Raw genomic sequence first — 12,376 nt, 5'->3', positions numbered from 1 at the left:
CGGTCTGGGTTACCTGCTGTCACAAGGGCCGACCGTAGACCCAGTAACGTGGCGATGTGCGACTAGGGGTACTCGACGTCGGAAGCAATACCGTCCATCTATTGGTTGTGGACGCCCATCGGGGCGGCCACCCAACACCTATGAGCTCGACCAAGTCCACGTTGAGGCTGGCAGAAAACACTGACGACCGCGGCGATATCACCACGTCAGGAGCCGATCGGTTGGTGTCGACGGTTTCCGAATTCGCCGGTATCGCCAAGACGTCCGGGTGCGAGGAAATGATGGCTTTTGCCACTTCCGCGGTCCGTGACGCCAACAATTCCGAAGCCGTACTCGCCCGCGTCCGCGCCGAGACCGGAGTCAACCTCGAGGTTCTGTCCGGGGTCGACGAAGCCCGCTTGACCTTTCTGGCCGTGCGCCGCTGGTACGGCTGGAGCGCCGGACGCATCCTGAACCTGGACATCGGCGGCGGCTCGCTCGAACTCACAGCAGGTGGTGACGAGGATCCGGACGTCGCCTTCTCACTGCAACTCGGTGCCGGACGGTTGACGCGCGACTGGCTACAGGCCGATCCGCCGGGCAAGCGCCGGGTCGCTGTGTTGCGCGACTGGCTGGACGCGGAGTTGGTCGGACCAGCCAAGGAACTGCGCGCCGCCGGCGACTGGGACCGCACGGTCGGGACTTCGAAGACCTTCCGATCGTTGGCTCGGCTCACCGGCGCGGCCCCTTCTGCCGCAGGCCCCCGGGCAAAACGGACCCTGACTTCCAGCGGACTCAGGCAACTCATAGCCTTCATATCCAGGATGACGGCGGCGGACCGTGCAGAATTGGAAGGAGTGAGCTCGGATCGGTCACAGCAGATTGTGGCCGGCGCGCTCATCGCAGAGGCAACCATGCGGGCGCTCGGAGTGGACGAACTGGAAATTTGTCCCTGGGCACTGCGTGAGGGTCTGATTCTGCGAAAGCTCGACACAGAAATGGGCGGTGAATTGGTGGTGAGTGCTTGATGACCGAGGACAGTCAGCAGATTTCCGTAGCGGAACTGCTCAAGCGGAACGGTCAGAGCGTCGAATCCCGAGGTGGACGACGCCGGCGCGGCGTAGCCGGTGGCATCTCCGTCGCCGAACTGACGGGTGAGATCCCGATCGTTCGCCAGTCGGGATCGCGCGCGGCCGCCGAGCCCGAGTCCGACGAACCAGCAGCCCAGCCCGAAGCCGCTGCGCCGGAAAACTCTGCACCTTCAGCGCCGGCCGAGGCTGTCGCGGAAACCGCCAAGTCAGTCGAACCGGCACCGAAGGTTCCCGCCGATCGCACCGCAGCCTTCGCCGTCTCGTTCGACGACGACGATGACGATGACGAGCCGCAGGCACCCAAGGGCGAGTCGAAGCCGGTTGCTGCGCCGCCGGTCACCACTCCGAAGCCGACTTCCACACCTTCGCCGGGACAGACCTCGAAGTCCTCGCCCGGGCAGTGGGTGAGCCGGGCACCGCTCAACTCCTCGTCACCGACGCAGGTAACGCAGGAACCAGCCCTGCTGTCGGGTCAGACCCTGGCGGGCGACCTGATGCGTCAGGAGCGCGCCGCAACGCAGTCGCCGTCGTTGCGTCCGCCGATCCTGCCGCCGCGTGTCCCCACTCCCGTCGCCAAGGCACCTGCACAGACCGCTCCCGCTCCGGCCGCGCCGGAAGAGAGCACCGAACTGATCGACAAGATCGCAGACGCGGATGTCGGCGAGGCCGAATCCACCGCTGTTGTCGATCTGGTCAAGGCACCGGCAGTCGATGACGGTGCAAAAAAGTCCAGTGCCGTCGCGGAGTCCGATGTCGAAGCCGAATCGGCAGCGGAAGAGACAGGCGAGCGTAACTCGATCCGTGAATGGGCAGTGCTTGCCGGTCAGGTGGTTGTTGCACTGATCGTCGGCGGCGCGATGTTCAAGGGCTTCGAGAAGCTGTGGGACATGCTGCCGTGGGTGGCGTTGGTGCTCGCGCTGATCGTGATCGTCGGCCTGGTTGCTGTCGTGCGGGTTCTGCGGAAGACGGACGACATCACGAGTTTCGTGATCGCGGTGGTCGTCGGCATGATCGTGACGCTCGGTCCACTGGCGTTCTTGTTGACCTCGGGTTGATCGGACGATGATCGGGGGATCGCAGCGCATGGTTCGTCGGCCGATAGCCGTCGGCCTGTCGACGGCTTCGGTATATCCGGAGAACACGGAAGCAGCATTTCGCTACGCCGCTGATCTCGGATACGACGGTGTCGAACTGATGGTGTGGGCCGAATCCGTGAGTCAGGACATCGGTGCTGTTGCCGCCCTCGTTCGCAAGTACGCCATTCCGGTGCAGGCGGTGCATGCGCCGTGTCTGCTGATTTCGCAGCGCGTGTGGGGTTCCGATCCGGTCGAGAAGCTCGAGCGTTCGGTGCGCACCGCCGAAACCTTGGGAGCGACGACGGTGGTCGTCCACCCGCCGTTCCGGTGGCAGCGCAAGTACGCCGAAGGCTTCGCGGAACAGGTTGTCGAACTCGAATCGAAGAGCAGCGTCGTTGTGGCGGTGGAGAACATGTTCCCCATGCGCGCCGACAGCTTCTTCGGCGGCAAGGACAAGTCCGCGGAGCGTCTGCGTAAACGTGGCGGTCCAGGGGCAGCGTTGTCCGCGTTCAGTCCGTCGTACGACCCGACCGATTCCGATCACGCTCACTACACACTCGACCTGTCGCACACCGCGACGGCGGGCATGGATGCCCTGGAGTTGGCCTCCCGTATGGGCAAGGGGCTCGAGCACCTGCACCTGGCCGACGGTCGCGGGGCGTCGATGGACGAGCACCTGATTCCGGGGCATGGCTCACAGCCGTGCGCGGAGTTGTGTCAGCAATTGGCTGCGAGCGAATTCAGCGGCCAGGCAGTCATCGAGATCAACACGCAGAACGCGCGCACCCGGCGGGAGCGGTCGTCGATGCTGGCGCAGGCGCTCGCGTTTGCACGCGAGCACCTGGCACGCTCAGCGGTGGCCGGCAAGTAGCGCAGCTTCGAACTGCGCGCGCACCTTCTCGACGTGTGCGTCGAGGTCTTTGGTCTCCCAGCCTTCGGTCGAGATGGGATCGAGCACCGAGACATAGACCGGGCCTGGATGGGCGACAAGCGAATTGCGCCACATCCGTTCACCCGCGTTGTGAATCACCACGGGCACGATCGGCACACCGGCTTGGATCGCCAAGTGGAATCCACCCTTCTTGAAGGGGCCCAGACGTGGCGTCGGAGAACGGGTGCCCTCCGGAGCTATGACTATCGAGACACCATTCTTCAGCTTGTCGACTGCCGGTTGCAGTGCAGCCTTCGCCTTCGTGGTGTCGGTGCGGTCGATGTAGGCGACGTCGAGCAGTGCACCGACGGGCATGAACCGCGGATCGCTTGCCGCTTCCTTCTTCGCGACGCCGGTCACGTCACGCTTGATCACGGTGCCCAGGACCAACATGTCCAGGGAACTCTGATGGTTGAACATGAACACCGCCGGGCGGTGATCCCACACGTTGTGCTCGCCGTCGATCTCGACGTCGATGCCCAGCAGTGAGAGCGAGATGTCGGGGCCGTACGTGCCGACCAGGTTCGCACCCAGTTGACGGTTCCCGGTGACAATGCCTGCCGACGCACCGAGGGCGGCGGTGGCAGCAAGCGCGCCCATGGCCGTCGCCGTTCGGATCGTGGAGATCGGTGTTGCGCCTCGTTGCGGTTTACGCAGGCTGACCGAAGGCCAGTGATTGCGCAACGCGATCTTGGCCAGACCACGATCGGGATTCAACGCGACAGGTCGCCCGACGGCCTCGAGCATGAAGACGTCTTCGACACCGTTGGAGTACGCAAACGCGTTCTTCAGATCGGCGCCCATCTTCTCGGCATAGCCTGCAAGGGCATTGGCCTTGGCCGGCCCCCACAGTGCGGGCGAAGACAGTTCGCCGGTGAGCATGCCGTCGACGACTTCGGGTTCGGTGCACAGCACGTCTTCGATGTCGAGATCTTCGGCGACGTACTTGGCCTGGAACGGAGTCGCCGACGTAGCCATCACGATCGTGTGGCCGGCTCGCCGGTGTGCTGCCAGTAGCCCGCGGGCTTCCGGGTAGATCATCGCGGCGATTTCCTGCTTGAACAGCCGTCGGCCCCAGTCGTTCAGTTCCTCGACGGTACGGCCGCCCAAGGCTCGAACGCCGATGTCCATGAGTGCTCCGACGTCAGCACCGCGGAATTGGGTGTCGATCGCGGCACCGGTGGTGCGCAAGAGTTCGCCGACGCTGATATCCAAGCGTCGCAGGCGGTCTCGGTACACAACGCTGGCCGAGTACCCGCTGATCAAGGTGCCGTCGAGGTCGAAGGCGGCGATCGTTCCGGGCCCGGGCGGGGCGGCTTCGATGGCGGAGTGCAGACGCTCGAGTCCGGTCACAGTCCTACTTCCTCGTTCGCGGCGGGCGCTCGGTTTGCTTCTGGAATGGTCACTACCGCGGCGGCGTCCGGTACCGGCATCGCCACCTGATCGAGTCGTGCATGCGCGAGTGCGCGAAGGTGACGCAGGCGCTCGACCTGAACCTTGATCTCGGCAGCGAATGCCAGGCGCCTGGCCCGGACTCCGTCGTCGTCGACTTCGATCAAGTTACGGTTGCGCGCCAAATTCAGTGCGGTGGCGAATAATTCGCCGGAGACGGATTCGTTGCTGGCGATCTGCTGCCGCAGTCGACGCTGATGTGCGACGTCGATGCAGTTGCTGATGAACGACTTTTCGTCGAACGATGTCGAAATCGGCGCGAGCACAAGCTGATCGGCGACAACCTGGTACGCCTCGAGGAACGGTTGGAGCACGCGGTGCGCGAGGTACGGGCGAACCGTCTCGATCATGTGCTCGGTTCGTTTGTCGTCGGCCATGACGGTTTCCCACTCGGGGTCGATCAGCGTCAGCTCGGTCCGCATCTCCTGCTCGAACGTGTCCCGGTCACTGAAGAAGAACTCGAATTTCAACAAATCTCGGATGCGCTTGGCCTCTGCCCACCCGTCCCCGATGGGGTCCTCGAACCGCTCTTCGACGGCTGCCTGAAGTACGAGTTCGGTGATGGCACGCACGACAAGAAAGTGAATCGTGTTGTTGCGGTAGAAGGCAGCGACAAGATGCTGGTCCTTGCCGAGGTAGAAGACCTGCTCGCCGCCCCGATCGAAGCGCTCGAGCACCCCGGAATCGACGTGTGTCTGCAATGCCTTCTCGATGACACGCGGATCGGACAGTTCGACGTCTCCGGCGATCGGAAGATTTCGCGCGGTGATGTAGCCGAACAGCGGCGTGAGAATCGCGGTGAGTTCACGAACTGTCAACGCCCGGTCTTCGATTCCGAGGAACGCCAACATAGCCAGTGAAGACACGGTCACCGGGGTGACCTCGTTGATGCGGTGACACACCTCGATGCCGGCCTTCTGAATGGCGAGGCGCTGATCGGTTTCCTGGCTGAGTGCGTCCGCGAGTGAGAGCGGCCGGCCGATGGTCACGTGCGCGACGCCGTTGCGTTTTCCCTGGGCGCGTACGTAACCCACCATCCAGCGCAGGCCTTCCGGTGTCTTCTCGGCGCCGAGTGCCTCGGCAGCCATTGCCCCGACCTCGTAGAGCTGGTCGTAGCTCAGCGCGACGGGGACGAGGTACACGTCGGATGCGCCGCTGACCTGAAAGGCCTTGGTCAGGTAGGTCAGGAGACCGAAGCGCGGTGGGCGTAGTTTCCCGGTACGCCCGCGTCCACCTTCGATGTACCACTCCAGATTGAAGCGTTTGGTGAGCAGGTAGCGCATGTACTCGTGCATCGACCACTTGTAGACCTCGTCGTTGCCGATGCTTCGACGAATGAAGACGGTGCCGCTGCGCTTGAGGATCGAGCCCATGGGCCAGAAGCTGATGTTGAGGCCGCCCATGACGTGATTGAGCGGCAAGCCGTTCGCGATCAACGCCGGACGCAGGACGAGGGGATCGAGGTACGAACGGTGACTCGGGAGGAAGACCAGTGAGTGTTCCTTGTTCAGCTCACGGAGTTCCTCGAAGCGGCTCGTGTCCACGTCCAGCTTGTAGGCGCGAGCGAAGTAGCGGCCCAGGCGATCCCACACCGCGATGGCTTGGCGACTCTGGGTGGCAACCATTTCTTCGAGAGCTTCACGTGCGCGGCGATCGACTTCGGCGACGGCGATGTTCAACCGGTCGGCCAAAGCCATGACCTCGGTGGCGAATCGGCGGGTGTCGGTGATCTCGTCGACGACGAACCGTGACACCTTGTACTGGCCACCCAGAAGGCCCAATTCGGCGCGTTCGAGTGCCAGAGCGGCCTGCCGTCGGATGAACTCCGGTAGCGAACCGCCACCGCTCTTTTCGAGGCGACGCTCGAGATCGCTCAGTGGTGCGGGTTCACCTTCGATGACCTGGCACCGTGAGGGGTCGGTGCGCAGGGTTCTGCGTTGTGCACCGCGTCCGGGGTGGAGAGGATCGCGTGGTGCCAGCGCATCACGTAGTCGCACCGCGACGTTGTGCTTGGTGTGGGTGTCCGGAATCCACACCACGCGAAGCGGTGCGAGCATCGGGTCGTCGGTCCGTGCCGCCAGTTCTGCCAGGGTCTTGTCGGTGATGTTGACGGTGACCGGCCGAGTTTCGGATGAGCTTGCCTTGTCGGCAAGCCACTTTCGCAGCACGCCGGCTTCGGCCTCTGTCATGGTTTCGGTGAGGTACACGCGCGGGTTGGTCGTGTTCTCGCTCATGACTCACGCACCTTCCGTTGTGACTCCGAGAGCGACGATCTCGTCCAGGCTCTCCTGCAAGCACTGCATCAGCAGCGCGGGTTTTGTGATCGCAGCGGTGTCGAGATTGATTCCGATACAGCACACCCCGACGTGGGAGACCAGTGTCGCCATTGCCGCGCAACCGGGCGCCGGGCCGAACGGGAACATCCGCTCGATCTTCGCTCCGGCGAGATAGACCGGTACCGGTACGCCGGCGACGTTGCTCGCCTGCAGGTCCAGTCCTGTCGACTGGGACAGATACCAGTTCGCGAGTAGATAGTTCGGCAGGCGAGCGAGGATCGGGGCGGCGACGTCGATAGCGTCCAACGCCGGTTCCTCACGCAGACTCAGAACGATCTCTCGCACCTGCCTGATGCGTTTGGCCGGATCCGTTTCGGAGACCGGGCCGTTGAAGCGAACGGCTGCAAACCGGTTGCCGCCGTTGGCGTCTGCGCCCGTACGCATGCTGATCGGCATACCCATCGGAATGCTGTCGACGGACTGTCCGAAGGCTTCGTGGTAGCGATGGAAGCCGCCGAGCAAGGCAGCGACGTACGCGTCGTTGAGTGAGCCGCCGGCAGCTTTTGCTCCGGCCTTGAGCTCGGGAACACTTACTTCGAGAGTTCCGAACCACCGTCCGAGACCACGATCGTGGAGCAGAGGGGAACCGGAACGAGCTGGGGGAGTGACGATCTTGCGGAGTGAATTGGCGTAACCGAGGACCTCGGAAGCTGTCGTGATCGGACTCGAGATCGCCGTGGTCGCAACATTGGTGGCACCGCGGACCAGCTTGGCGATACGCGAGGGCGCACGCCGGATCTCGCTGACGACCTCCTCGCCGAAGGCGCCCACCGATGACAGATGCTCAGGAGCAGGCGGTGTGCGGTCGGGCTTGTTCGGAGTGGGGTCCGGGCGTCTGCTGTGCAGGAGCGTCATCATCTGGATGCCGCCCATGCCGTCGGTGATGGAGTGGTGAGTCTTGACCACGAACACGGCGCGACCGTCGTCGAGACCTTCGATGAGCAGCGCGCTCCACGGCGGTCGAGCCTTGTCGAAAGGTTCCGTCGCAAGGTGACGACACATGCGCAGTGCGTGATCGAAGTCCGCCGGTGCAGGTAAGCGGACGCGTCGTAGGTGGTAGCCGATGTCGAACTCGGGATCGACGGACCACACCGGATTGCCCAGCTGCATTGCCGGTTCCACTGCTCGCATACGAATACGCGGAACCACGTGCGATGCCCACTCGACTGCGTCGAGAAGTCGATCCCAGTCCGGGGCACGATCGAGTACCTCTACCGCAACGATCGGTGAGCGCAGTTGCGGCTGCGCCTCTTCCATCCGCCACATTCCAGTCTCGAAGTCGGACATCGTGCGGTTCGCCCCCCAGGCGACCGAGGAAAGGTCGACGTCGACCGCGCTAGGAGGAACAAATGGATTGCTGTTGGCCATACGTCAAGAACTCCCTCGGTCTGCGGATCCACCCCGCGCATCTCTGCTTCTAAGTGTGGACCCGCGACCGTGGGCGCGTCCCGGTTTCGGTGTCAGCCGACAGGTGTGACGTTCGTCAGTTAAGGGCTAATCGGACATGCCGGGAAGTTCAGTGCTCAAGAAGTGACGCCGACGGCTTTCAGGGCTATCTCGCGGTAGAGAACACTGACTTCGCGCGGAGTCTGCGGTCCGTCGATTCGATACCAGAGGACGACGGACTGACACATTCCCAGTAGTGCACGGCCCGTTCCGGTGATGTCCGGGACCGTGAACTCACCGCTCTCGACGCCTGCCGTCAGTACGTCGACGAGTAGGTTCTCGAGCTTCTTTCGCTTGGCGGCGTAGCTCTTTCGTTCCGCGTCCTCGAGGTACCGCAGTTCGGAATCGAGGAAGGCTATGTCGGAGCGACTGGTCATGTGCAGAACACACGCCTCGACGAGATTGCCGAACTGTGCCGTCGGCGACGGTCCGGCAGCGTCGACCGCAGCGCTCGCGCGTGCGGTGACGTTCTCGATGCCCGGTTCCATCAGCGCGACGAGGATGCCCTGTTTGTTGCCGTGGTGGTAATACAGCGTCGGCACGGTGACACCGGCACGTTTTGCGATGTCACGAACCGACGCTCCGTGGTAACCGAGTTCGTGGAACACCTCGAGTGCGGCGGTGAGCAGGGGAGTCAGCGTCAGTGGTTCCACGATGCGCCACTGTTCGTCGGGCTGAGCCTCCGACTGCAAATCCGTCATTCCGCCTGTTCGCTCCGTTCGGAAATTTCTGGTGATGTGCGCAAAGAAGGTTCAACCCTAGCGCAAGGCGTGTCCTCCTTACCGATGCTCGGCCATCATTGGATAGCATCACTATCCAGTAATGGGTCGAGCGAGTTGGACGGAGGAGCGGTGAAGGTTTCCGAACTGGCCGCACAGTCCGGCGTTGCACTGGCCACTATCAAGTACTACCTCCGTGAAGGTCTGCTGATGCCTGGTGAGCCGACCAGCGCAACGGGAGCGAGGTACGGCGAACAGCACGTCCGGCGACTCGCGTTGATCAGGGCCCTGGCCGGGGCGGGACTCGCGATTCCACGGATTCGCGCGGTGCTCGAACTGGTGGACAGTGACGAGCGATCCGAATTCGAGACTTTCGGCCGCGCAATCGCGCAACTACCCCCGTACGTCGAACCTGAACCGGATCCAGAGTTCCCCAGAGCTCGCAAGGTTCTGGAGTTTCTCGGTCAGGTCTTCGAGCCGAGGTACGTGGCGGTCGCGCACCTCGAGCGGGCACTGATCGGCCTCGAGGATGCAGGACTGAGTCTCTCGGACGAGCGCCTGCGCGCCTACGGCGACCACATCCGAGGGATTGCCGAAGTGGAAATCGAGCTGATGCCTACCAGTTCGACCGAGGACGGCATTCGCTATGCGGTCCTCGGAACCGCCATGTACGAACCCGTCCTGACAGCTTTGCGACGCCTGGCGCACCAAGACTTGGCCGCACGACATTTCCCGCAACACCGAGAAAGCACCGAACAGGAAAATCGATGAGCACCAGTCCCTTTCAAGATCTCAATCGCCTCACCTCGCTCGGCGACGGGCGATACACCGCAACGATCGATTCGATCTGGACCATCGGGCCGAAAGTGCACGGCGGTTCCATGATGGCTGTGTGCGCCGCTGCCGCGCGTCGATGTCTGCGAGACGGCGCAGGTGAGAACGACTCGCTTCTGAAGATGCAGCCACTCGCGGTGAGCGCCAACTATCTGTCGGCCCCAGATCCGGGTGAAGTCGAACTGGAGGTGATCGTCCGAAAGCAGGGACGCCAGGTCGCGTTGTTCGACGTCGAGTTGAGCCAGGCGGGCCGCAGCGCTGTTCGCGCGGCGGTCACGCTCGGATTCCCCGATGACGGCGACCCCACCTTCGTCACGGCCTCGTCGATCGACGACATGTCACCGGAACCGCCGGAGAGTGCGGTGGCAGTCATCGGCGATCACCCGATGGCGCAGGTCGTGCATGTCGGTCAGGGTTGCGACATGCGAATCGACACCACCTCGGCGCACTTCCTGACCGGCAGCCAAGGCGAGGCCGAGGTCAGGATGTGGGTCCGTCCTCGACCCGAGGACGAAAACGACCTCGACACCGCCGTGCTGTTCGCGATCATGGCGGGTGACATCAGCGCGCCGGTGACGATGAACCGCGGCCTGTTCGGGTGGGCGCCGACCGTGCAGTTGACGACGTACCTGCGCCGACTGCCGACGCCGGGATGGCTTCGCGTGCGGGCGAGCTCGGATGTTCTGGGCAGCACGTGGTTCGAAGAGGATCATGCTGTTCTCGATTCGACGGGCGCAGTCGTCGTCCAGAGTCGTCAATTGGCGATGATGCCCCGCTAGGGTCGATCGCTGCGGTCGTGGCAGGCTGTTCGCCATGACAAGAATTGCGATTATCGGTGGCGGCAAGATCGGCGAGGCGCTGATCTCCGGGCTGTTGCAGGCCGGCCACGCCATCAAGGATCTGGTCGTCGCCGAGCAATATCAGCCTCGCGCAGACGAATTGATCGCCGAATACTCCATCCGCGTCAGCACGGTCGCCGATGCCGCCGAGGGTGCGGACGTCATCGTCATCGCGGTGAAGCCGAACGACGTCGAGTCAGCGCTCACGGCGTTGACGAAGGTCGATCTGGACGGCGACCTCGAACAATTGATCGTTTCCCTTGCGGCGGGAATCCCCACGGGATTCTTCGAAACGCGTCTGCCCGCAGGGTTCCCGGTCATCCGCGTCATGCCGAACACCCCCATGTTGGTCGGGGAGGGCGTGAGCGTGCTCTCGCCCGGACGGCACGTCAAGGCCGAGCATCTCGAGCTCGTACGCGGCATCCTCGGCAGCGTCGGCAAGGTGGTCACGGTTCCCGAATCGCAGATCGACGCGGTCACTGCTGTCTCCGGTTCCGGCCCGGCCTACTTCTTTCTGGTCGCCGAAGCGATGATCGACGCGGGAGTCGGTCTCGGCCTGACGCGCCCGGTCGCTACCGAATTGGTGGTGCAGACGATGGTCGGTTCCGCAGCGATGCTCGATCGCACCGGCGACAGCGCGACGGATCTTCGCGCCGCGGTGACGTCACCGGGCGGAACGACGGCTGCGGCACTGCGTCAGCTCGAAGCGGGCGGCCTGCGGACGGCGTTCTTCGATGCCTTGGATGCCGCCAAGTCGCGCTCGGCCGCGATGGGTGCAGCTGCGGATTAGTCGTCCGTTTAGCCACACCCGTCGCTTTAACCCCACCAGTACAGCTAAGCTCGACTTAGTACGTACGTGTCTGTTCCGCCGGAGGGGAAGCCGGCGGCGCGAGTCGTGCTGGAGGTATGTGGATTAATGGTGTCTGCAAACAAGCCGTCCATGGGTTCGTCCCACGACGGAAAGCCGGCAGTGGCCGGCACGCAATTCCTCACTGTTGCTGAGGTAGCAACTTTGATGAGGGTGTCGAAAATGACTGTGTACCGGTTGGTACACAGTGGCGAATTGCCCGCTGTACGAGTGGGCCGTTCGTTCCGTGTACATGCGAAGGCAGTACACGATTACCTCGAAACCTCGTACTTCGATGCCGGCTGACCAGCCGGTTCGAAGAGGATGACCTCGGCGTGAGCCGAGTCGCGGGCACAGCGGTTGCTGTGCCGGAGGCTCGGTTTATGCCGAGTGACTCCACACCGGTACGATGAGTCACTGTCGTACCAGCAAGCTGGTGTCGTAAGGCGCTGAGCTAGTTAAAACGAGGGCCAGGCGCCAATTGCTTGGCGCAGGCGTACGTGACCGGCGTGCGCAGGAACGCTAGAGAAGAACGTGAGGGACACCCGCTATGGGTTCAGTGATCAAGAAGCGTCGCAAGCGCATGTCGAAGAAGAAGCACCGCAAGCTGCTTCGTCGTACCCGAGTACAGCGCAGGAAACTCGGTAAATAGGCAGTACCTGTTGATGCCCGCCACCCCTTCCGGGGTGGCGGGCATCAGCATATTCGGGGGGAAGCGATGTGTGCCACGTCTCATTGGCTGGGCGGTTTGTCTTGAATGGCCAAAATTTGGGTAGTCAGCGCGGGACCCCCTCTGCCCGTAAAGTGGGGGAAAATCGCGGGAGGG

The 12,376-nt window shown here is 63.2% G+C and carries 12 protein-coding genes; 8 read left to right on the top strand and 4 right to left on the bottom strand.

What is annotated here, in order from left to right; all coding sequences use genetic code 11:
* The first annotated feature begins 56 nt into the window (after positions 1–56).
* From AC1Q6C_RS17505 to AC1Q6C_RS17495, 3 genes are read left to right on the top strand one after another with little or no spacing between them, the layout of a single operon-like run.
* Positions 57–1,007, top strand: a complete 951-nt coding sequence (locus tag AC1Q6C_RS17505; protein ID WP_003941975.1) for a Ppx/GppA family phosphatase — start codon at positions 57–59, stop codon at positions 1,005–1,007.
* Positions 1,007–2,125: an Rv0497 family membrane protein gene (locus tag AC1Q6C_RS17500; RefSeq protein WP_204856308.1), complete on the top strand. Its 1,119-nt coding sequence runs from the start codon at positions 1,007–1,009 to the stop codon at positions 2,123–2,125. The genes AC1Q6C_RS17505 and AC1Q6C_RS17500 overlap by 1 nt, the downstream gene beginning before the upstream one ends.
* Before the next feature lie 7 nt (positions 2,126–2,132).
* Positions 2,133–3,017 carry a sugar phosphate isomerase/epimerase family protein gene (locus AC1Q6C_RS17495; protein ID WP_042923251.1) on the top strand — a complete coding sequence of 295 codons (885 nt, stop codon included), beginning with the start codon at positions 2,133–2,135 and terminating at the stop codon, positions 3,015–3,017.
* Here the strand turns inward: AC1Q6C_RS17495 and AC1Q6C_RS17490 are convergent.
* From AC1Q6C_RS17490 to AC1Q6C_RS17475, 4 genes are all read right to left on the bottom strand, one after another.
* Complete coding sequence (locus tag AC1Q6C_RS17490; RefSeq protein ID WP_003941905.1) at positions 2,997–4,430, bottom strand: HAD-IB family hydrolase; 1,434 nt, start codon at positions 4,428–4,430, stop codon at positions 2,997–2,999. The genes AC1Q6C_RS17495 and AC1Q6C_RS17490 overlap by 21 nt on opposite strands.
* The gene (locus AC1Q6C_RS17485) at positions 4,427–6,763 is read right to left on the bottom strand and encodes a glycerol-3-phosphate 1-O-acyltransferase (protein WP_007735324.1); all 2,337 of its coding nucleotides are present in this window, start codon (positions 6,761–6,763) and stop codon (positions 4,427–4,429) included. Before AC1Q6C_RS17485 ends, AC1Q6C_RS17490 begins: the two co-directional genes overlap by 4 nt.
* A 3-nt stretch (positions 6,764–6,766) precedes the next feature.
* Complete coding sequence (locus tag AC1Q6C_RS17480; protein WP_492666716.1) at positions 6,767–8,233, bottom strand: wax ester/triacylglycerol synthase domain-containing protein; 1,467 nt, start codon at positions 8,231–8,233, stop codon at positions 6,767–6,769.
* A gap of 155 nt (positions 8,234–8,388) precedes the next feature.
* Positions 8,389–9,012, bottom strand: a complete 624-nt coding sequence (locus AC1Q6C_RS17475; RefSeq protein WP_058227476.1) for a TetR/AcrR family transcriptional regulator — start codon at positions 9,010–9,012, stop codon at positions 8,389–8,391.
* Positions 9,013–9,162: 150 nt separating this feature from the next.
* Here AC1Q6C_RS17475 and AC1Q6C_RS17470 point away from each other — a divergent pair, with 150 nt between their 5' ends.
* The 5 genes from AC1Q6C_RS17470 to AC1Q6C_RS17450 all read left to right on the top strand — a co-directional run bounded on the left by AC1Q6C_RS17470 (position 9,163) and on the right by AC1Q6C_RS17450 (position 12,202).
* A complete protein-coding gene (locus tag AC1Q6C_RS17470) occupies positions 9,163–9,801 on the top strand; it encodes a MerR family transcriptional regulator (protein ID WP_058038152.1) in 639 nt (212 codons plus the stop codon).
* Complete coding sequence (locus AC1Q6C_RS17465) at positions 9,798–10,643, top strand: thioesterase family protein (RefSeq protein ID WP_042923249.1); 846 nt, start codon at positions 9,798–9,800, stop codon at positions 10,641–10,643. The genes AC1Q6C_RS17470 and AC1Q6C_RS17465 overlap by 4 nt, the downstream gene beginning before the upstream one ends.
* Positions 10,644–10,677: 34 nt before the next feature.
* Positions 10,678–11,493, top strand: a complete 816-nt coding sequence (gene proC, locus AC1Q6C_RS17460) for a pyrroline-5-carboxylate reductase (RefSeq protein ID WP_003941923.1) — start codon at positions 10,678–10,680, stop codon at positions 11,491–11,493.
* A 126-nt stretch (positions 11,494–11,619) separates the two neighbouring features.
* Positions 11,620–11,856 carry a helix-turn-helix domain-containing protein gene (locus AC1Q6C_RS17455; protein WP_003941845.1) on the top strand — a complete coding sequence of 79 codons (237 nt, stop codon included), beginning with the start codon at positions 11,620–11,622 and terminating at the stop codon, positions 11,854–11,856.
* A gap of 244 nt (positions 11,857–12,100) precedes the next feature.
* Positions 12,101–12,202, top strand: a complete 102-nt coding sequence (locus AC1Q6C_RS17450; protein ID WP_003402602.1) for a 30S ribosomal protein bS22 — start codon at positions 12,101–12,103, stop codon at positions 12,200–12,202.
* Positions 12,203–12,376: the final 174 nt, after the last annotated feature.

The sequence above is a fragment of the Rhodococcus sp. MT28 genome, from assembly GCF_058792695.1.
Note: the sequence above shows the minus strand (reverse complement) of the source record. Positions and strands in the feature narration are given on the sequence as shown.

Excerpts from the sequence above, each read along its gene's own strand:
- AC1Q6C_RS17475 (WP_058227476.1), bottom strand. The coding sequence starts at position 9,012 with ATGACGGATTTGCAGTCGGAGGCTCAGCCCGACGAACAGTGGCGCATC.
- AC1Q6C_RS17480 (WP_492666716.1), bottom strand. The coding sequence starts at position 8,233 with ATGGCCAACAGCAATCCATTTGTTCCTCCTAGCGCGGTCGACGTCGAC.
- AC1Q6C_RS17495 (WP_042923251.1), top strand. The coding sequence starts at position 2,133 with ATGATCGGGGGATCGCAGCGCATGGTTCGTCGGCCGATAGCCGTCGGC.
- AC1Q6C_RS17465 (WP_042923249.1), top strand. The coding sequence starts at position 9,798 with ATGAGCACCAGTCCCTTTCAAGATCTCAATCGCCTCACCTCGCTCGGC.
- proC (WP_003941923.1), top strand. The coding sequence starts at position 10,678 with ATGACAAGAATTGCGATTATCGGTGGCGGCAAGATCGGCGAGGCGCTG.
- AC1Q6C_RS17450 (WP_003402602.1), top strand. The coding sequence starts at position 12,101 with ATGGGTTCAGTGATCAAGAAGCGTCGCAAGCGCATGTCGAAGAAGAAG.
- AC1Q6C_RS17500 (WP_204856308.1), top strand. The coding sequence starts at position 1,007 with ATGACCGAGGACAGTCAGCAGATTTCCGTAGCGGAACTGCTCAAGCGG.
- AC1Q6C_RS17455 (WP_003941845.1), top strand. The coding sequence starts at position 11,620 with ATGGTGTCTGCAAACAAGCCGTCCATGGGTTCGTCCCACGACGGAAAG.
- AC1Q6C_RS17485 (WP_007735324.1), bottom strand. The coding sequence starts at position 6,763 with ATGAGCGAGAACACGACCAACCCGCGCGTGTACCTCACCGAAACCATG.